This window comes from Candidatus Defluviilinea gracilis, assembly GCA_016716235.1.
GTDB lineage: Bacteria > Chloroflexota > Anaerolineae > Anaerolineales > Villigracilaceae > Defluviilinea > Defluviilinea gracilis.
The window spans coordinates 217,702-235,584 of the sequence record JADJWS010000003.1 but is presented as its reverse complement, the minus strand read 5'-3'; the positions used below and the strand labels follow the sequence as shown (position 1 = coordinate 235,584).

Below are 17,883 nucleotides of genomic sequence, written 5' to 3'. Positions count from 1 at the left end.
ACCACAGGTGTTCAAATGTAATTTTGCAACATGAGTTGCTTTACGGCGTGGTGGTCTCGATACGTCCTTCGTCTTCGCTATCGCTCCGCTCAGGACTACTCGACCACCGAACTATCCTACTAACAAACTATCTAAACTATGAACTGCTTTCCGTGCATCCTCCGCGAACAACAAATCATCGCGTTGGCGCATGGGCATGTAAAACTCAAACGAATTGAAAAACTGATCGAGCGTGGACTGCCAGCCGCTCCCGACCAGTATCAACGGCCTCCGGGGCAAAGACTCCACGACCATCAAATTCCACATCACAGATATTTCCGCCAGCGTGCCAAGCCCGCCGGGCATCGCAATTGCCGCGTCACATCCTTCGATGATGGCGAGCATACGATCAAGCAACGTTTTCTTTCTTCTTTCCTCTTTCACCCACGCGTTGGCTTTCACCTTGCGCCACGCCTCGATGTCCTCGCACGTCACGCCGATCACATGTCCGCCCGCTTCCGACGCGCCGCGCGAGACGGCTTCCATCACGCCGATGTAGCCGCCGGTCAACACGGTGTGTCCACGCTGAGCGAGAAGTCCGCCTAACAAACGGGCTTCTTCATATTCAGGAGAGTCAGGTTTCGGCTGTGCGCCGCCAAAAACAGAGATATTCATTTCAACCTCAGCCACAGATTTCACGGATTCGCACTGATTTTAATAATTCGTGAAAATCCGTGTAATCCGTGGCAAGAATTTTCAAAATAAAAACGGCTCGCCAAGTCGGGAGCCGTTCACGAGACACGTTGAACTGAACCTTATCCAGACGAGGCGGTTTGACAAATCATCGGTCGCGGCAACGGGTTCAATAACATGCGGCGATTATACACCATAGTCCCGCTGATTTTGCGGGACGATTTTCTCTGCTACAATACGAACGTGAATCTCGTCGACCTCCTCAAACGATCATTGGACTCCTCGCTCTTGGATTTGATTCACCGCATCGCGGACGAATCCTCCGCGTTGGGATTCCCCATCCACCTCGTCGGCGGTTCAGTCCGCGACTTGATGCTGTCTCGCCCCATCGTGGACCTTGATCTCACCCTCGAAGGCGACGCGATCAAACTCGCCCGCACGTTGGTCAAAAAATACGGCGGCGACCTCACCACACACGAAAAATTCTTCACCGCCACGTGGCATCTCCAATCACCAGTCCGCCGCGCTGAGCTTGTCGAAGCGTCTAATCTCCAATCTCTAGATTTGATTTCAACCCGCCGCGAAACCTACCCTCACCCCGGCGCACTCCCCACCGTCACCAAATCCTCCTTGGACGATGACCTCCGCCGCCGCGACTTCACCATCAACGCCATGGCAATCCGCGTGGACAGCGACCACTTCGGCGAGTTGTACGATCCCTTGCACGGACAAGTCGACCTTGAACAGAAATTGATCCGCGTCCTGCATCCCAACTCCTTTCTCGACGACCCCACGCGCATCTTCCGCGCTGTACGTTACGCTGAAAGATATGGCTTCACAATTGAGCCTGAGACGTTGAAACTCATCAACGACGACTCGCGCAAAGTTTTATCAGGCTTGAGCGGCGAACGTCTGCGCCATGAGATTGATTTGATCTTCGAAGAGCCAAATCCCTCCGCGATACTCAAACAACTTTTTGACGTGGATATATTCAGAGCAGTCCATCCTCAGTTACAAGTTACGAGTTACAAGTTACTTCCTCCCGAAGAACCATCCCCAACCTATGGCGAATTTGCAGTTCCCGATATGCTCTCATTTAAACAAACCCTCTGCTGGGTTTTGTGGCTTATGAATTCATCTCTAGCGGAAATTGAGGATGTTGCCGAACGACTTGCTTTTCCCGTTTTACTCACCAATACAGCTATTACCGCCTCTGCGTTGAAATCAGATTTACCCTCCTTCAAAAACTGGAAACCCAGCCAATGGACATTTCATCTCGACGATCTGCCCTCTCTTTCGATCTTTGCTGTCTACCTCGTGAGCAGGGAAAGCGCTTTGAGTGATTACCTCTCAAAATGGCAACACGTCAAACCCGTTACCACCGGCGACGACCTCAAAGCCCGCGGACTCGAACCCGGTCCGCGCTTTGGGGAGATCCTCCGTCACCTCCGCGCCGCGTGGTTGGATGGGGAGGTGAAGAGTGAGGAAGAAGAGATGAAATTAGTTAATTATGAATTGAAACAAGGAGGTGTGTCATGAGTTCAAGTCAACAAAAGGGACCTCAATTTGTTCGTTATTTTCAGCCCGTCATCGATGCATTAACTAAGTTAGGGGGGTCGGGTCGTCCAGAAGAAGTTGAGGAGGCCATTGCCGAACAATTGGGATTAAGCGAAAGCGAAAGAAATGAGCAAATTCCCAGCGGTCAGTCCCGATTCAGTAATAAAGTGAATTGGGCAAGGTTTTATCTTGTAAAGGCGGGATTAATTGACTCCTCAACGCGTGGCGTTTGGAGTCTCTCAGAAAAAGGCAGAACTACATCTCTTTCAGCAGAACAAGCGTTGGAGCTTTTTAACCTTATCCATAAACCGTTTGTCACCGATAGAAAAAGATCTAAAGCCGAAAAAGTCATCGAGGATGAAATTGTTTCGTTGGAAGATCTTGATCACAGGTCTGCGCTGCAGACTATCTTATTGGAAATGCCTGCTGAAGGGTTTGAGCGACTCTGCCAAAGATTACTCAGAGAATCTGGGTTTGAGAAAGTACAAATTACTGGAAAAAGTGGCGATGGCGGACTTGATGGGATCGGTGTATTGCAGGTAAATCCATTTGTAAGTTTCAAGGTCTTATTTCAATGTAAACGCTACTCTGGTTCGGTTTCTCCTTCTCAAGTTCGCGACTTTCGCGGTGCGATGCAGGGACGAGCAGATAAGGGCATAATTCTTACCACTGGCTCGTTCACTGCCGATGCACGGAAGGAGGCTGTCCGAGATGGTGTTCCCCCAATAGAATTAGTCGATGGAGAAAAATTATTGGACATGTTTGAAGAGTTGGAACTTGGTTTAAAGCCTAGGAAGGCTTACGATATTGATTCTCAATTCTTTGATGAATTTAGAAAACAATGAAAATTCACCATATTAAGCAAAGCGAACTTCCTCAGAATCTATGGGGCTTTATTGACGCCGCCTTGCGCGACGAGCCTGTGTTTATTGAGTGTGATGGGAAGGCGGTGGTGCGATTAATTCCACTGAATCCTGTGTTTCGCTCTCGCAAAGCTGGAAGTGCGAAGGGTATGATAAAGATGACGGATGATTTCGATGCGCCACTAGATGATTTTTCCAACTACTTGAAATGAACATCCAACCCTACCTCAACTTCGCACGCCAACTTGCCTACCGCGCCGGGCGGATCACGCTCAGTTATTACAACAAAGGACAACTATAGAATGCGAAAATCACTCCCGATTATGTTGGCAATCTACGTCTTGTTGACAGTGGGGCTTCAATATCTGTCAACTGCCGGTATAAAATTTCCCTTTTACCTTTTCCCCTTGTCAACATTATTGGGTTTTTTGATCGCCTTGCTCCACGCGGCGACTCGTATGAAGTGGGCTCGCGCGCTTTGGCTTTTCGGCTCCGCGTTTGTGGTTAGCCTCACGTTCGAGAGTGTGGGTGTGCTGACGGGTCTGATCTACGGTCCCTATCACTACACGGAAAAACTTGGCTCTCTGTTCCTGGGCTTGGTGCCGCTGATCATCCCGATTGCATGGTTCATGATGATGTATCCGTCCTTTGTTGTTGCGGATTGGATTATCCCGGACAATGCGAACGCCCGCCCAGCCCGGGTGGCGGCGATAGGAGCGATTGTCATGACCGCCTGGGATGTGGTCATGGACCCGGTCATGGTAAAAGTCGGTCACTGGGTTTGGGATGTGAATGGACCGTATTTCGGAATCCCTTTGCAAAACTTCTTCGGCTGGTGGCTCACCACGTTTGTGGCATTTATCGTGTTCATCTGGCTTGGCAAGCCGCTCCTAGCCGACCGCTCCGATCCGCAATTCGATAAGATGACCGTGATCCTCTTCAGCATCACCGCGCTGGGAAGTATCATGGGCGCGTTATCCGGCGGCTTGGGCGGCGCCGCGCTGGCGGGCATCTTTGCCGTCTCGCCATGGATGATCTTCGGCTGGCTGAAAATGACGGAGTGAAACTCGATTCTCGACTTAATGCCGTCTATCAGGTTGCTTACTGCAATGAATAGACCATGCCTCTGTAAATTGCGTTCTGATAAAATGGGAAGTGAAAAAGCGAGAGTGTTCCATGGAGCAACAACTTACCCAAACTCAGATCAACGAGCGTATCTCCCTGTTGGAAGAGCAGATCAGGCGGCTACAAAGTGAATTGGCAGTTCTGCGTTCGCAGAAACTGGTCAATGCCCTTCTTGATACAGACGGACCTCTTCCGCGTGAAAACCAAACAATAACTCGGACAGCGGCGGGTTTGACCATTAAAGATTCGCGTCTTACCCTGTATGCCCTCATGGATGAGATCAGGGAGGGCAACTCTCTGAAAAATGTCCGCGATTTGTACGAACTCACGGATGAGGAGATGCTCGATATCCTTGATTATATTCACCTGCATAAAGAGGAAGTAGAAAAAGAATACCGGTCTGTCCTGAAAGCCGCGGATGAAAATCGAAAATATTGGGAAGAGAAAAATCAGGAACAACTGGAAAAGTTGTACGTTCAGCGAGATGCCGTACTTTTGAAATTGCAAGAGTGGCGGGAACAATATCACGCGGATCGTAAGCCTTGAAAGTTCTTCTCGATCATCATTTGAAAAAGCAGGGCATTTTGCTTTGGGCGACCATGGGCGGCGAAGGCTGGCTCAAGTTGTTGGAAATTCCCATGCTTACGTTTCGTGATGTGGGGCTTCCGATCAATAGTAGCGATCGTTCTGTGTGGCGGTTTGCGCAGGAGAAACATCTTATTCTCCTGACTGGGAATCGAAATAGCGAAGGCGAAGATTCGCTGGAGCAAACCATTCGAAACGAAAACACGCCATCCTCCTTGCCTGTTGTTACCATTGGTATGGTCAGCCGCATGGAAGAACGCGCCTATCGCGAGCAATGCGCTGAGCGGCTGGTCGAAATTGTTTTGAATATAGAAAATTACCTCGGCATCGGACGGATTTACATACCATAACAATGAAACTAGATTCCTACCTCAGCTTTGCCCGCCAACTTGCCTACCGCGCCGGGCGGATCACGCTCAGTTATTACAACAAAGGCATTCGATACGACCAGAAAAAGGACGAATCCCCCGTCACTGCGGCGGATCGCGCTACCGAGCAATTCATCCGCGGCGAGATCGGGAAGGCGTACCCGAGTCACGCAATTGTGGGAGAAGAATTTGGCGAAGAATCCCCCTCTCCCACTGGGAGAGGGGTTAGGGGTGAGGGAAAGAATCCCTTCCGCTGGATCGTTGACCCCATTGACGGCACAAAATCCTTTATGAAGGGTGTGCCGTTTTACTCTGTGTTGATCGCATTGGAAATCGAAGGCGTCTCGCGTGTCGGCGTGGTGTGCTTCCCCGCATTGGATGAGATCCTCTACGCGGCAGACGGTCTTGGCGCGTGGTGGAACGGCAAACGCGCGCGCGTCTCAGAAGTGAAAAATTTGAAAGAGGCGGTGTTCACGTATACGAGTTGGTCGGGCTTCCGCACGAAGAAGCGACTCGACGTGTTCGAGAACATGCACAAAGAATGTTTCTACGGGCGCGGCTGGTCCGACGCGTACGGCTATCACATGGTCGCCACGGGCCGCGCCGAAGTCATGCTCGACCCGTCCATCAAAATTTGGGATGTGGCGCCCATGCCGCCCATCTTCCGCGAGGCGGGGGGCTGGTTCGGCTCATGGAGCGGCAAAGAGGGTCACACTCACGGGGAGGGAATCGCCGTCAATGGCGCGCTCAAATCGAAAGTCCTGAAGTTGATGCGTGTATAATGGGCTCACCATGGCGATTCGGGAATCCACTCAAGTGAAAATTCAAGACGAGCGTCTTCCGTATCGCCTGCGCGAAAAGTTCATGTCTGCGCCCGAGTTGGCGTTGTTTCGCGCTTTGCAAAACATGGCGGGCAGGCATTATGTGGTCTGTCCCAAAGTTGCGCTCAGCGACGTTTTTTATATTGTACGCCCCAACGAGAACGTGCATTTTTTCAACAAAATTTTTCGCAAGCATGTGGATTTTTTGCTGTGCGACCCGAAGACCCTCCAGCCTGTGTTCGGTATCGAACTCGTGAAGCCCGTCGGCAAATCGGAAACGCGCGAAGCCGACCAATTCCTTGGCGACCTCTTCCTCAGCGCGGGACTTCCGCTCGTGCATGTGATGTCCAGCGAAAAGTATTCGGAAGACGACCTGGCGGAATTATTCCAACTCGCGATTCTCAAAGTGAAGCAGACGAGACCGCTTCGCGCCACGGGGAGAGTTGATTCGGTTCCTCATTGCCCCGTGTGCGGGCGAATGATGGTCCTGCGAATGCACCGCACCGGACCCGACAAAGGCAAACGCTACTACGGCTGTATGGATAACCCAACTTGCAGCGGCATGGTGAGGATCGATTAAGGTGATTGTGTTGGGGGTATCTCATTTTCAGGTTGAATCAACTTCGCAACCTGTAATAATTTATGAATGACCACAACAATCGCGATGATCGAATATCCAAATGGGATGGAGAATAGACCAACAGCTACTACCGTATCAAAGAAATCCGAGATGGAAACCCCATCGTTTGTTGAAATGGAAAAGAGGAGAATCTCAATAGCGACAAGTACTGTCATCATGAGAGGTGAAAGGACAAAAACTTTCACAATTCTATTTGTAGATTGATCGAAACTCCAAAACCACAAAATGCCTGCGAGAATTGAATACGGGAATATCCAAATAACTATTCCGAAGGTGTAAAAGATGGCAATCGTAATTATCGTTTCGTTGGCGTGCCCCGTAGCAAATATCGAAGACCGATCATTTTCAAATGCAAGTATGAGTGCTGCGACAAACCATAGCAAGTACGGGAACAGGAGTGAAGAACGAAGGTAATCTACTGTTTTCATCGGTAATGCTTCGCGAGCTCCGAGGCATATTTTTTTCCAAGCGCATTCTTGTTGTCTTCCAGCCAGGCTGAAAACTTTATCTTCCCCCGCCCAGGGTCTTTGGAAACAAGCAAGTTTCCCATCAAACCATCCACTTCTTCGGGCGTGAGCAGCACGTCATTGAGAAACAGGCTCAAGAACTGCGAGGCAAGCAATGCCAGCCGCGGCGGCGCGGAAATGATGAGCCGATTTGCGCCGATCGTTTCACCCACGAGTTTGACTAACTCCTTGAACGTGTATCTCTCGGCCCCAACCGCGTCAGTGATGTAACTGTCTTTGCTGTACGCGCCTTCCACAAGAAGATCAGCCACATCGTCCACGTGAACCGGCTGAATTCCATACAAGCCGTCGCCGGGGATAAGCATGAAGGGCAGTCGCCGCAGAAGAAAAGCGATATTGTTGATGAGAATATCCTCCCCGCCGCCGACCAGCACAGTGGGGCGGATGATCGCGTAGGGAATCCCCGATTCGATCACGGCTTTCTCGTTCGCCGCTTTGCCCCAATAATATGGAAGATGCGAGTCTGCCGATGGGTTGGCAATGCTGACGTGAACGATGCGCTTTACCCCGGCGGCTTTCGCGGCATTGACCAACTTGCGCGTATTTTCCACCGCGCGGGGTTGTGTGTTCTTTCCCTTATCAAACCGAACCCAATAGGTGTTGACCAGCACATCCGCGCCTTGCAGAGATTTGGTCATGCTCGCCTCGTCGAAATCAAGCGGAAACGATTTCACCTGTCCGTTGAATGGGTTGGGGCGGTTTGGGTGATTGGTCAGTGTGATGACTTCCTCGCCGCGAGCAAGTAACCTTGTTGTGACATACTTGCCCGTATAACTGAACGCGCCTGTGACTGCGATTTTCATTTTGACTCCTTCATGTCACTCTGAGGGAGCGATAGCGACCGAAGAGTCTCGTCTATCGCTTGAAAGATATTCATCGTAGCGTGAATGCCTGTAGAATGACACGATCAATTATTAGACTCTATCGGAAATACCTTGGGACGCAGATGAACGCTGATTCAAAGAGAAAAAAATCTGCGTTTTTCAGCGTCCAACAAAGGTGCTTATTACCGATAAAGTCTATTTCAACACGCTCAACACTTTCGAAACATTCGACAAGCCCAGGCTCTCTAACTTGATCACAGCTTTCGACAGACTGTCAACTGCGTCGAAAAATTCCTGTAATGCCTGAACGCGCTTGTACGTGAACTTCCACTCGTCGTTTTCCACCCAGTTCTCGTCCATCGCCGTCAATGCGGCTTTTACCGAACCGATGGCGCGGTCGAATTCGCTGTTCTGGCGTTCCTTCAAAATGGATTTGATCGCCGCGTAGAAATCGGCTTCCGCTTCGTAATAATCCTTGCGGTCGCCGAGTTTGGTCGAGCGGTGGACGAGTCCCATACGCGCCAATGCGCGGATTTCCGTGCTGATCGCGCCTTTGGTCAACCCGGTCTCGGCGACAATTTCATCCAGTGATAGAGGAGCGGGGGAGAGATATAGCACAGCGAAGATCGCGCCCATCCCTTTGGGGAATCCCCAGAAGCGGCTGATCTGGCTCAAGCCCTCGGTAAAGTCTTTTTTGATGCTTGTGAGTGATTGCGGCATGGACTGTCTCGTTATGTATGTTTAGTAATTACTAAACGAAGTATATAACTAAGATAGCAGTCTGTCAAGGTTTTTCGTTCGTGTAGCAGGCAATTTAGCGCGTTGGGATTGATGATCGTAGACTGTTTGTCATGAATAAGTTGCCCCCAAAGTCGAAAATAAAAAGCGGACGATTTGATTAACGCACACTTTCAACATCGGGACACTGACCGCGAAGCGCGCTGACACCGCAGATTCTCTTTCTTTTGAATCAGCGAAATCAGCGTTTTCACCTGCCCTTGCGGGCGGTGCAAGGGTCTGCGTCCAAAAAGATATTGAGGCGATTCGGTTCTCGTAACGCAACATTCATGTCGCGTTTGCTTCAGCGCATGATGTAATTGGGCGCTGTTTCCGCGCTTCATCGTTTTCAACGATTTGCGCGCGCAATAACGCGATTCTTGCCCGTCGCTTTCGCGTGATAGAGGAATTGGTCCGCTGTAGCGATGAGTTCTTCGCTGGTTTTTCCATCGGTTGGGAATTCCGCAATACCGCAGGAAATGGTAATCCCCTTCGTTCCGATGTTGTAGGCAGTGTTCGAATCTTGAAAAGAAATTCTCAATTTCTCCGCAATTTTTATGGCGTTTGCGCCCGCGCAATTTGGCAGGAGAACGAGAAATTCCTCGCCGCCATACCGATAGACCGTATCCTCAACTCGCGTTTGGTTGAGGAGTTGCCGCGCGAAGCCCTGTAGTACGGTGTCCCCGGCGGGATGACCGTAGGTGTCGTTCAAGCGCTTGAAATCGTCGATGTCAATGATTGCCAGACTGATCGGATCATTTTCGCGGGCGGCGCGCGCCAGTTCGCGCGTTAGCACCTCGCTCAGGTAGCGGCGATTGTACAATCCGGTCAATGGATCGCGGGTGGCTTGTTCTTGTAATTCGGCTTGGGCATTTTTGAGCGGGGTAATGTCTCTCCAAACGATGAGTCGTCCCAGAAAGTTGGAGCGACGATCGTATAACGAAGAAATTTTCAAATCCAGGAAGGCGCGGGTCGGCTGGTCGAAGGATAGCTCGACGCGAATGTCGTTGACGCCGGCGAAATCTTCCGTGAGTTCTGGCCATTTGGCGAACATCTCGTTGGCGGGTTGCCCCATTTGAGGCGGTTGCTCCAGCCCGAGGCTTTGTAGAGCGGCGGGGTTGAAATCCACCAGGCGGTTTTGCGAATCCAGCACGATGACGCCGTCGCTCATGTTCTCGATCAAGACATCGCGCGCGATCGGGATGATATCCAACAAACGATACCGCAACAGCGCGTATGTGAAGATAATTCCTGTGACGGTAAAGAACAGCGGGGTGTTGTCCATGTTTGGCAGCGGACTTAGCCCGGCGACGAAAACAAAATTGCTGACCCACGGAATGCCGATGCCGAGCAAAATGATCCCCAATTGCTTTCGGTAGATCCCAGCCGCTTTTCTGAAACGGCGCATCAGGATGAACAGGCTGGTCAACATGAGCGCGTAGGAGTAGGCGAGGTTTGCCCAGAAGATCGGACCTCCGCTTAAGATCATTTTCGCGCTTTTGATTTCGCGTCCCTCAAAAAATAAGCCGTGGTACGAGTCGGTTGCCAGGAGCGTCAAAACCAGAACGGAGACGGCGTACAGACCGACGACGAGCGAAGGCTTCGACCATGTAGTTAGCCCCGAAATTTGTATGGCGAACCATAGCACCGACGGCGGGGTAAAAACGACTCCCACGTAAACGGTATACAGCCAAAAATTAGGATACAGCGAGGGCGCGTTTGCTAAAAATAAACCGTACGTAATATCCCACCAGCATAAACTGAACAGCAAGGTTATTAATGATGACGCGCCTGTCGGGCTGTTGCGAACGTGCAGAGTGATAAAAACCCCGACAAGGCATAGCGCCCCCGCGATGAATAAGGCGGCGCTAACGCCCGTGTTAGGGGGAAGCATTGACCGCGCCTTTCCGCAAGGTCAAACATCCATCCCATGGATGGTTTTCGGATAAGCGGCTTCCCGGTGCGGGGCGCATGTTACTTCAACAAATCCGCCGCCGCGGTTGCCATCAGCGCCGCGCCGGTGACCAAGGCGCGTTCGTCAAAATCGAACTTGGGATGGTGATGGTTGTAGTTGAGATTCTTTTCATCGTTCGCCGAGCCGATCATGAAGTAACAGCCGTTCACTTGTTCCTGCATATAGCCCATATCTTCCGCGCCCATGGTCAGGTAGGGAGTGGTTTCGATCTCGGCTTCGGGGAAAAGCGTCTGCGCGGATTTGAACACGCTTTCGGTGACGGTTTCATCGTTGATGACTGTCGGGGTGACTTGCTTGAGCGTGATCTCCACTTCGCATCCCATAGACGTGCCGACGCCGCGCGCGATCTCCTCGAAACGCGCCAGCACCATCTTGCGAACCTCGGGGTCGAAGTTTCGAATCGTGCCGTTGAGTTCGGCGGTTTGAGGGATGATGTTGAACGCGGAGCCAGCGTGAATGGATGTGACGCTGATCACCGCCGGTTTGAGCGGGGGAACGTTGCGCGAGACGACCGTTTGAAGCGCGGTGACGATCTGCGCCGCGGCGACGACCGGGTCAACGGTTGTGTGCGGCGCGGCTCCGTGCCCGCCTTTGCCGGTCAATTTGACGGAGAACAATTCCGCGCCAGCCATCACGGGTCCTTTCGCCACGCTCAACCAGCCGACAGGCTTGTCGTTCCACACATGAAGCGACAACGTCTTTTCCACCTTGGGCGATTCTAAAACACCGTCGCGCATCATCATCAACGCGCCGCCGACCTCTTGTCCGTTCGTTCCCTCCTCGGATGGTTGGAAGCAAAACTTGATACTGCCTGCGAGTTCGTCGCGGTGGGCGTGGAGCATTTTCGCAACGGTGAGTCCGATGGCGGTGTGACCGTCGTGTCCGCAGGCGTGCATCACGCCGGGATTCGTGGACGAATATTCCGCACCGGTCTCTTCGTTGATGGGGAGCGCGTCCATGTCGAAGCGGAGGAGGATCGTCGGACCGGGGCGCGAGCCTTCGAGATAGCCGACCACGCCGGTCTTGCCGACTCCTTTGGTCACTTCAAGCCCGAGGGCTTCGAGTTCTTTGGCGACGATGCCGCCCGTGCGGATCTCGTTGAACCCAAGTTCGGGATGTTTATGAAAATCGCGGCGCAGGGTCTGGGTGTAGGGGAAGAGTTCTTCGGCGTGCTGGAGGAAGTTGGGCATAGGAGGCTCCTTTGGGTAAGTGGTAATTGCAAAAGAGAATTGGAGAAATAGAGAATAGAGAATAGAGACTGCGACTAAGTTGTTGGATATTGCGTGTTCATCGTTAACTATATTTGACGACTCTGAACTTTTCTTCATAGCGCGGATTTTCTTCGGTGCTGTCTTCGGCGCGGCGGGATTTCATGCGCTCGGCGAGTTTATCGGGTTCTTGTATTTGCGTTGTGTGTTCAAACAAGGCTTTGAGTTTTACATCCCACGTGTCGGTCACGTCGAGGATGGTGTTTGGCTGGAGAGTTAAGGAGCACCAAACTTCTTTCGGCATGTGAGGTTCGAAGCCTTCATCAATCAATTCGGGGAAGAATACTTTGCTCCCTGCGGCGGGGAAGACCGCATCCAACACCACTTGTCCGCAGGCGCGATGGTCGGGGTGGTTGAGTCCGTACATCGCAAATAGGTTTTGCGGATCGCACGTGACGAGGATATCCGGCTTGTGGCGGCGGATCTCGCGCACAATGTCGCGGCGGAGGTCAAGGTTGGGGGTGAGGTAACCATCCTCCACGTCGAGAAAATGAACCGCTTTTGCGCCGATGACATTCGCCGCATTGCGTTGTTCCACATGGCGAAGCGCGCACAGTTTCTCCGTCGTCATGTCTGGCTGTGTGGTGGGATTGAATCCCTTGTCGCCGCACGTCAAAAGCAGGTAGGTGATTTCGTGCCCGGCGCGCGCCCACTTGGCGAGCGACGCGCCGCAAAAAAATTCTGGATCATCTGGATGAGCCAGAATTACCAGAATTTTTTGGGAGGTTTCCCACGCGTTAGTTTTGTCTGCCATGTTTTTTCAATGGGCTCGATTTGCCGCACGTGCATCCGCCGGAGTTGTGACGGTCGCAGGGCGCGTTCGATTTGCGGCGCAGGGCTTCGAGTTCATCCCAGGGTTGCAAGTCGGTGTGGTCGAAGGTTTCGGTGAACCGTTTGCCTTCTTCGGTTTCGAGCAGCACCATTACTTTGTTGCTCATGGGCAACACGTCAATCACTTTGCCTTCGCCCTTCGGCGTGACCACGCGCTTGTTGCGCTTCGGCAATGATTTGCGCGCTTCGACGTATTGCTCGTATTCGTAAATGAGACAGCATCGCAAACGTCCGCACATGCCGGTGATCTCCTCCGGCGTGAGCGAGATGCCCTGCTCTTTCGCCATCTTGATCGAGATGGGGGAGAAGTCGGTGAGGAACTTCGAGCAACAGCGCGTTTCGATCCCGCACGCGCCCATGCCGCCGATGATCTTCGCCACGTCGCGCGGACCGATCTGCCTCAGTTCGATGTTCGTGTTCGGATACAAGTTGTGCATGTCTTTTTTCAGCGACTTGAGGTCAACTTTTTCTTCGGTCTCTGTGCTGAAAAGGAAAGCGAGGCGCGAGCCGTCGTAGTTATATTCGGCGGCGACGATCTTGACTCCTTCGAGTTTAAGTTCGGATGCGCGGGCGCGGCAGTTGATCATCGCTTCGGTCTGTTTGGATTGCCACGACTGGAGCAGGAGCAGGTCGCGCGGGGTGGCGCGCCTCTCCACGGACCTCCAGCCGCCTTCCGGTTTGGGAGGCGTTTCCTTCTCCACGCGGATGACCTCGCCGAGGTGTTTGCCGCGCGAGGTATCCACGATCACGTGTTCGCCGATCTGCACGTCCGGTACGGACGTTGTGTCAAAATGATAGATTTTGCCCACTTTGGTAAAGCGGACTCCGATAATTTGTGTTTGCATAGTCGGAATTATACCGTAAGCAAGTTTTAAAGGCTGTTCCCTTCGTAACGCGAGATTTACCTCGCGTTTTAGGCTGTCAATGTCGCGTCATATACGCCGCCTTGACTTCGACTTCGGAATATCAGGATCTACTCCCGTGAAAAAAATTTCAATGGTAGCATTGAGAACGCTGGACATAAATCATAAATTCGGAGAATGTATGTCTGAACAGAACAAGGCGGCGATCCGCCGCTTTTATGAGGAACTGGTCAACGAAAGGAAGCTCGACCTTGCCGACGAAATGATCCTTGATAATGTTGACGATCATGCCGCGCGGGGGGCGGGGTTGGAGAATTTCAAGAAGTTGTACGCCGTCATGCTGCGAATTTTCCCGGACATCCAAGCCAAAATCGAGGATTTGATCGCCGAGGGCGACAAGGTTGTGGCGCGGGTGGAGTTTACAGCCACCCAGTCCGGCTCGTTTCGCGGATTTCCGCCTGTCAACCGCTGTGTGACCTTTACCGGCGTGGATATTTTCCGCTTCCAGGGCGGGAAGATCGCGGAGAGGTGGGCGCAGCGCGATTTTCTCGGAATGCTTGAGAAGTTGGGGCATGTGACGAAGAGGTAGGTTCGGCAGGCTGGGGACTGCCTCATTCAAAAACATGCCAAAGGTCATGCTTGAAATTTGACACCGAAGTTTGTACACTGGGGTTGTAAGTAGTGTTCACACGTCAATTTCTAAGGAGGCGGTTTCTATGAACGGCAAACGTATTGTTCAAATTTTGATGGTTGTTGCCCTGCTGGTTGCGTCCTTCTCGACCGTGACCCGCGCGCAGGCTTGGTCTTCTTGTCCAAGCACGTACTACGTCCAGCCGGGTGACTGGCTCGCCAAAATTGCCCGGAACTGTGGGGTGTCGCTCTCGTCGCTGGTCGCGGCGAACCCTTGGGTAAATTACTCGTACTACATTTACCCCGGGCAGGTGTTATCTATCCCCGGCGGATACGATCCAGTTTCGTATTACTGCGGACCCGGGTACAACGCATACGGCAGTTACTACGTGGTATGCCGGGGCGATACGCTGGGCGGGATCGCCATGTACTACGGCGTGACGGTCAGTCACTTGCAATGGAGGAACGGCATCCCGAATGCAAACTACATCTACGCGGGCCAAGTGATCTACATTTACTGACCTGTTGCCAACCGGAACATTCAAAAGCGCGGATCAAAACGGTCTGCGCTTTTTGTACTATTTACCCATACCGGCGCGGATGTTTTGTGGGATAATTTCCCTGGCAATTTTGTGATATCCGCTTTTGTTGTGGTTATGAGGAGAATTTTGTAGTTATGCAAACCCAAAGACAACAGGGTTTTGCCATTCCCGTTGTTGTAATGTTCGTATGTCTGTTGGCATTCGGCATTCCATACCTTGTTGCGGGCGGCCGGGATGCCCATTCCGATGTTGTGCTGGCGCCCCGCCAATCTCCCACGCCTACGCCGCTCGACCGAATTTTAACCCAGCAAGCGTTTGCCAACCTTTTCATTACGCCCACTTCAGACTCGTTTTTCAAAATTTTAGTGACGGGTCCTTCCGTCACGCCCGGGGCAGGATCGCTAACCCCGGCCAGCGGATTCGCCTCACCCACGCCTGCGGTTGTTCCGCCAATTTTCGCCTTCCTTACTCGGGTAAGCAATGGGGGTGGCTTATTGGAAAGCCCGACGAGCCAGCCGCCGACCTCTACGTCGTTCCCTACAAAGACGCCATTGCCGACCAATACACTGGTCCCAACGAATACACAAGTCCCCACTGCGACCAACTCGCCTGTTCCAACCAACACGGCGGCGCCAACCGAAACATACACACCCGCCCCAACCGATACGGATGTTCCGCCGACACAGACCAACACGCCGATACCGACAGATACCTCCGCGCCCGCAACGAATACCCCCGAACCTCCCCCAACGGATACTCCGGTGCCCCCGCCAACGGATACGCCTGAGCCTCCACCCACAGACACACCAGAGCCTCCGCCTACCGACACGCCGGTTCCCGGTGGAAATGGGAGTAGTGGAGTCTTCTTGTTTGGATTGATCTTTCTCCTCCCCTTTGCGGCGGTTTTATTGCCGGGGATCCTTCCAAACCAAAAATAATGAGTTTAGGACTTACGCAATTGAACCCGTTGCGCCGTAGTTGCACTGCGGCGGCGGCAGTACAACTGCCCACCAACTGCGTCAGTCCTGGAGTTATAACTTACCTTGCGCAGAACACCCCGAAGGTTCTCGTGAATCGGGTTTGGTTGTTTATCCAAACCTTCGGGAAGGCGTCGTAACATCAGTGAGACGCCATAAAAGACCTGACGCTGCGTCAGGTCTTTTGTGGCGTGGATACGTCACTCAATAATATTTATCGGCACATCATTCTTTGCGCCTAGCGCCGCCACGCTGACCTTTGCCGCCAGGCTTTCCGCGATCTCGCGCAGGGCTTTTGCCACCGGCGAATCGGGATGCGACACGATGATCGGTCTGCCCGTATCGCCTCCAATGCGGACGTTCTGATCCATAGGGATTTTGCCGAGGAACGGCGTGCCGGTCATTTGCGCGAGGTGTTCGCCGCCGCCTGTGCCGAAGATGTCCATGTGTGTGCCGTCGGGCAGTTCGAGGTAGGACATGTTTTCAACAATGCCGAGAATCGGAACTTCGAGAGTCTTGAACATGTTGAGTCCGCGCCCCGCGTCTTCAAGCGAAACAAGTTGTGGGAGTGTGACGATCACCGCGCCGCTGAGGGGGAGAGATTGCGCCAGCGACAACGACGCGTCGCCGGTGCCGGGGGGTAGGTCGACAATTAGGTAATCCAGTTCGCCCCATTCCACATCGCCCAAAAATTGACGGATCGCCGAGTTGAGCATCGGTCCGCGCCAGATGAGGGGTTGACCGGGCTTGACGAGCAACCCCATCGAGATCATTTTCACGCCGTACGCTTCGGCAGGGATGAGGCGTTGTCCCTGCGGGGGAGGCAGTTTTTCCACGCCGAGCATGGTAGGGGTGTTGGGTCCGTAGATATCCGCATCCATGAGACCGACGCGCGCGCCGCTTTGCGCGAGAGCCACCGCAATGTTGACCGCGACTGTCGATTTGCCGACGCCTCCCTTGCCTGAACCAACCGCAATGGCGTTGCGAATCGGGGTTTTGACCAGTCCGCGCATACGCCCATCGTTCGGCACATCCGAATCCATTTTCACGGCGACCGACTTCACCCCGTCGATTTTCATCACGGCATCTTTTGAATCTTTTTCGATCTTCCCGCGGAACGGGCAGGCGGGCGTGGTGAGCATCACGGTGAATGTTACGTCGCCGCCGTTGATCTCGATGTTCCTCACCATGTTGAGGGAGACGAGGTCTTGTCCGAGGTCGGGTTCTTGCACGCCGCTGAGGGCATGGAGGATTGCGTCTTGTGTAATTGATGTCATTTGGTTTCCTTTGAGGGTTGTAGACACGTATACACGTACACATGTACACGCGTGTCTACCTGTCTACTTGTTTACGTGTCTACGCTGATGATGATGACGCCGCTTCTGCTCCAGCAGGCTTCGCGGCTTGTGCCGCCGCAGTTGCCGCTCGCGCCGCTTCTTTGGCTTTCTTCGCTTCCGCTTCCGCAATGCGCGCGGCTTCCTCGCGCTCATAATTCAACGGGCGGATGCTTTTGTAATACTCGCTCGACTTGAGCAGTTTTTCCATGTTGTACACATTGCGCCCGTACGAAGCGATCTCGAAATCGTGATCCATCTTGATCGCGTCGAAGGGACAATATTCGGCGCAGAAGCCGCAGTTCATGCAGATGTCCGCGTCGATGTAGAACTCGGTCGGTTCGGGGATGGGGCGTCCAGTCTGCGGGTCGTTCGAGCGGACGATCCAGATACACTGCGGCGGGCAGACCTTCGCGCAGATGCCGCACGAGGTGCAAAGGACTTCGCGTTTGCCGTCGGGCAGTTCATTGTAGACAAGGAACGGCAGAAAACGCGCCTCTTCGGGCTGGATCAATTTTTCTTCCGGGTATTGAACCGTGAAGATGCCTTTCTGATCTTTGCTCGAGCGGTGCTTCACGCCTTCTTCGGTGTAATAGCGTTTTTTGCCGCGCAAGACCCACGCGATATCTTCGGTGTATGTTTCCCAGAATCGTTTTGCGGTGACGCCGAGACCTTTGAGTATTCCTTTTCCGTACATACTGAGT

The 17,883-nt window shown here is 52.8% G+C and carries 21 protein-coding genes; 11 read left to right on the top strand and 10 right to left on the bottom strand.

Translation table 11 applies throughout. The annotated features are described in order from the left end of the window. Positions 1–111: 111 nt before the first annotated feature. Positions 112–654 (bottom strand): LOG family protein, encoded by a 543-nt coding sequence (locus IPM31_14940; GenBank protein MBK9008278.1) that lies wholly within the window; start codon positions 652–654, stop codon positions 112–114. A 195-nt stretch (positions 655–849) separates the two neighbouring features. Between IPM31_14940 and IPM31_14935 the strand changes: the two genes are divergently transcribed. The 8 genes from IPM31_14935 (at position 850) to IPM31_14900 (ending at position 6,571) form a co-directional block, all read left to right on the top strand. Then, positions 850–2,211: a CCA tRNA nucleotidyltransferase gene (locus IPM31_14935; GenBank protein MBK9008277.1), complete on the top strand. Its 1,362-nt coding sequence runs from the start codon at positions 850–852 to the stop codon at positions 2,209–2,211. After that, positions 2,208–3,074, top strand: coding sequence for a restriction endonuclease (locus tag IPM31_14930; protein ID MBK9008276.1), 867 nt, complete (start codon positions 2,208–2,210; stop codon positions 3,072–3,074). Before IPM31_14935 ends, IPM31_14930 begins: the two co-directional genes overlap by 4 nt. After that, positions 3,071–3,304 (top strand): DUF2281 domain-containing protein, encoded by a 234-nt coding sequence (locus tag IPM31_14925; GenBank protein ID MBK9008275.1) that lies wholly within the window; start codon positions 3,071–3,073, stop codon positions 3,302–3,304. The genes IPM31_14930 and IPM31_14925 overlap by 4 nt, the downstream gene beginning before the upstream one ends. Positions 3,305–3,394: 90 nt before the next feature. Further along, complete coding sequence (locus IPM31_14920; protein MBK9008274.1) at positions 3,395–4,156, top strand: carotenoid biosynthesis protein; 762 nt, start codon at positions 3,395–3,397, stop codon at positions 4,154–4,156. Positions 4,157–4,268: 112 nt separating this feature from the next. After that, positions 4,269–4,763, top strand: a complete 495-nt coding sequence (locus IPM31_14915; GenBank protein ID MBK9008273.1) for a hypothetical protein — start codon at positions 4,269–4,271, stop codon at positions 4,761–4,763. Then, positions 4,760–5,152, top strand: coding sequence for an ACP S-malonyltransferase (locus IPM31_14910; protein ID MBK9008272.1), 393 nt, complete (start codon positions 4,760–4,762; stop codon positions 5,150–5,152). The genes IPM31_14915 and IPM31_14910 overlap by 4 nt, the downstream gene beginning before the upstream one ends. Before the next feature lie 2 nt (positions 5,153–5,154). Continuing rightward, positions 5,155–5,952: a histidinol phosphate phosphatase gene (locus IPM31_14905; GenBank protein MBK9008271.1), complete on the top strand. Its 798-nt coding sequence runs from the start codon at positions 5,155–5,157 to the stop codon at positions 5,950–5,952. Between the two features lie 10 nt (positions 5,953–5,962). Continuing rightward, positions 5,963–6,571 carry a DUF2726 domain-containing protein gene (locus tag IPM31_14900; protein MBK9008270.1) on the top strand — a complete coding sequence of 203 codons (609 nt, stop codon included), beginning with the start codon at positions 5,963–5,965 and terminating at the stop codon, positions 6,569–6,571. On the opposite strand, the gene IPM31_14895 is transcribed toward IPM31_14900, so the two are convergent. The 7 genes from IPM31_14895 to IPM31_14865 all read right to left on the bottom strand — a co-directional run bounded on the left by IPM31_14895 (position 6,568) and on the right by IPM31_14865 (position 13,678). Continuing rightward, positions 6,568–7,059 (bottom strand): hypothetical protein, encoded by a 492-nt coding sequence (locus tag IPM31_14895; GenBank protein ID MBK9008269.1) that lies wholly within the window; start codon positions 7,057–7,059, stop codon positions 6,568–6,570. The genes IPM31_14900 and IPM31_14895 overlap by 4 nt on opposite strands. Then, positions 7,056–7,961 carry an NAD(P)H-binding protein gene (locus IPM31_14890; protein MBK9008268.1) on the bottom strand — a complete coding sequence of 302 codons (906 nt, stop codon included), beginning with the start codon at positions 7,959–7,961 and terminating at the stop codon, positions 7,056–7,058. Before IPM31_14890 ends, IPM31_14895 begins: the two co-directional genes overlap by 4 nt. 216 nt (positions 7,962–8,177) lie before the next feature. Further along, positions 8,178–8,702, bottom strand: coding sequence for an ArsR family transcriptional regulator (locus IPM31_14885; GenBank protein MBK9008267.1), 525 nt, complete (start codon positions 8,700–8,702; stop codon positions 8,178–8,180). A gap of 406 nt (positions 8,703–9,108) precedes the next feature. Further along, entirely contained in the window at positions 9,109–10,653 is a 1,545-nt protein-coding gene (locus IPM31_14880) for a diguanylate cyclase (GenBank protein ID MBK9008266.1), read from the bottom strand. Positions 10,654–10,733: 80 nt separating this feature from the next. Continuing rightward, on the bottom strand, positions 10,734–11,924 hold the full coding sequence (locus IPM31_14875) for an amidohydrolase (GenBank protein MBK9008265.1): 1,191 nt from the start codon (positions 11,922–11,924) through the stop codon (positions 10,734–10,736). Positions 11,925–12,027: 103 nt separating this feature from the next. Next, the gene (locus tag IPM31_14870; protein MBK9008264.1) at positions 12,028–12,756 is read right to left on the bottom strand and encodes a PIG-L family deacetylase; all 729 of its coding nucleotides are present in this window, start codon (positions 12,754–12,756) and stop codon (positions 12,028–12,030) included. Next, positions 12,740–13,678 (bottom strand): stage 0 sporulation protein, encoded by a 939-nt coding sequence (locus tag IPM31_14865; GenBank protein MBK9008263.1) that lies wholly within the window; start codon positions 13,676–13,678, stop codon positions 12,740–12,742. Before IPM31_14865 ends, IPM31_14870 begins: the two co-directional genes overlap by 17 nt. Before the next feature lie 199 nt (positions 13,679–13,877). Between IPM31_14865 and IPM31_14860 the strand changes: the two genes are divergently transcribed. The 3 genes from IPM31_14860 to IPM31_14850 all read left to right on the top strand — a co-directional run bounded on the left by IPM31_14860 (position 13,878) and on the right by IPM31_14850 (position 15,806). Next, positions 13,878–14,285 (top strand): ester cyclase, encoded by a 408-nt coding sequence (locus IPM31_14860; protein MBK9008262.1) that lies wholly within the window; start codon positions 13,878–13,880, stop codon positions 14,283–14,285. 127 nt (positions 14,286–14,412) lie between these two features. Then, complete coding sequence (locus IPM31_14855; protein MBK9008261.1) at positions 14,413–14,847, top strand: LysM peptidoglycan-binding domain-containing protein; 435 nt, start codon at positions 14,413–14,415, stop codon at positions 14,845–14,847. Positions 14,848–15,002: 155 nt separating this feature from the next. Further along, entirely contained in the window at positions 15,003–15,806 is an 804-nt protein-coding gene (locus IPM31_14850; protein ID MBK9008260.1) for a hypothetical protein, read from the top strand. A 239-nt stretch (positions 15,807–16,045) separates the two neighbouring features. Here the strand turns inward: IPM31_14850 and IPM31_14845 are convergent, their stop codons facing one another. Both IPM31_14845 and IPM31_14840 read right to left on the bottom strand, forming a co-directional pair. Beyond that, positions 16,046–17,122, bottom strand: a complete 1,077-nt coding sequence (locus tag IPM31_14845; GenBank protein MBK9008259.1) for an Mrp/NBP35 family ATP-binding protein — start codon at positions 17,120–17,122, stop codon at positions 16,046–16,048. Positions 17,123–17,201: 79 nt separating this feature from the next. After that, entirely contained in the window at positions 17,202–17,876 is a 675-nt protein-coding gene (locus IPM31_14840; GenBank protein MBK9008258.1) for a 4Fe-4S binding protein, read from the bottom strand. Between the last annotated feature and the right edge of the window lie 7 nt (positions 17,877–17,883).

What these genes read in the sequence shown, in the direction of transcription:
- IPM31_14940 (MBK9008278.1), bottom strand. Translation starts at nt 654, where the DNA reads ATGAATATCTCTGTTTTTGGCGGCGCACAGCCGAAACCTGACTCTCCT.
- IPM31_14935 (MBK9008277.1), top strand. Translation starts at nt 850, where the DNA reads ATGCGGCGATTATACACCATAGTCCCGCTGATTTTGCGGGACGATTTT.
- IPM31_14930 (MBK9008276.1), top strand. Translation starts at nt 2,208, where the DNA reads ATGAGTTCAAGTCAACAAAAGGGACCTCAATTTGTTCGTTATTTTCAG.
- IPM31_14925 (MBK9008275.1), top strand. Translation starts at nt 3,071, where the DNA reads ATGAAAATTCACCATATTAAGCAAAGCGAACTTCCTCAGAATCTATGG.
- IPM31_14920 (MBK9008274.1), top strand. Translation starts at nt 3,395, where the DNA reads ATGCGAAAATCACTCCCGATTATGTTGGCAATCTACGTCTTGTTGACA.
- IPM31_14915 (MBK9008273.1), top strand. Translation starts at nt 4,269, where the DNA reads ATGGAGCAACAACTTACCCAAACTCAGATCAACGAGCGTATCTCCCTG.
- IPM31_14905 (MBK9008271.1), top strand. Translation starts at nt 5,155, where the DNA reads ATGAAACTAGATTCCTACCTCAGCTTTGCCCGCCAACTTGCCTACCGC.
- IPM31_14900 (MBK9008270.1), top strand. Translation starts at nt 5,963, where the DNA reads ATGGCGATTCGGGAATCCACTCAAGTGAAAATTCAAGACGAGCGTCTT.
- IPM31_14895 (MBK9008269.1), bottom strand. Translation starts at nt 7,059, where the DNA reads ATGAAAACAGTAGATTACCTTCGTTCTTCACTCCTGTTCCCGTACTTG.
- IPM31_14890 (MBK9008268.1), bottom strand. Translation starts at nt 7,961, where the DNA reads ATGAAAATCGCAGTCACAGGCGCGTTCAGTTATACGGGCAAGTATGTC.
- IPM31_14885 (MBK9008267.1), bottom strand. Translation starts at nt 8,702, where the DNA reads ATGCCGCAATCACTCACAAGCATCAAAAAAGACTTTACCGAGGGCTTG.
- IPM31_14880 (MBK9008266.1), bottom strand. Translation starts at nt 10,653, where the DNA reads ATGCTTCCCCCTAACACGGGCGTTAGCGCCGCCTTATTCATCGCGGGG.
- IPM31_14875 (MBK9008265.1), bottom strand. Translation starts at nt 11,924, where the DNA reads ATGCCCAACTTCCTCCAGCACGCCGAAGAACTCTTCCCCTACACCCAG.
- IPM31_14870 (MBK9008264.1), bottom strand. Translation starts at nt 12,756, where the DNA reads ATGGCAGACAAAACTAACGCGTGGGAAACCTCCCAAAAAATTCTGGTA.
- IPM31_14865 (MBK9008263.1), bottom strand. Translation starts at nt 13,678, where the DNA reads ATGCAAACACAAATTATCGGAGTCCGCTTTACCAAAGTGGGCAAAATC.
- IPM31_14860 (MBK9008262.1), top strand. Translation starts at nt 13,878, where the DNA reads ATGTCTGAACAGAACAAGGCGGCGATCCGCCGCTTTTATGAGGAACTG.
- IPM31_14855 (MBK9008261.1), top strand. Translation starts at nt 14,413, where the DNA reads ATGAACGGCAAACGTATTGTTCAAATTTTGATGGTTGTTGCCCTGCTG.
- IPM31_14850 (MBK9008260.1), top strand. Translation starts at nt 15,003, where the DNA reads ATGCAAACCCAAAGACAACAGGGTTTTGCCATTCCCGTTGTTGTAATG.
- IPM31_14845 (MBK9008259.1), bottom strand. Translation starts at nt 17,122, where the DNA reads ATGACATCAATTACACAAGACGCAATCCTCCATGCCCTCAGCGGCGTG.
- IPM31_14840 (MBK9008258.1), bottom strand. Translation starts at nt 17,876, where the DNA reads ATGTACGGAAAAGGAATACTCAAAGGTCTCGGCGTCACCGCAAAACGA.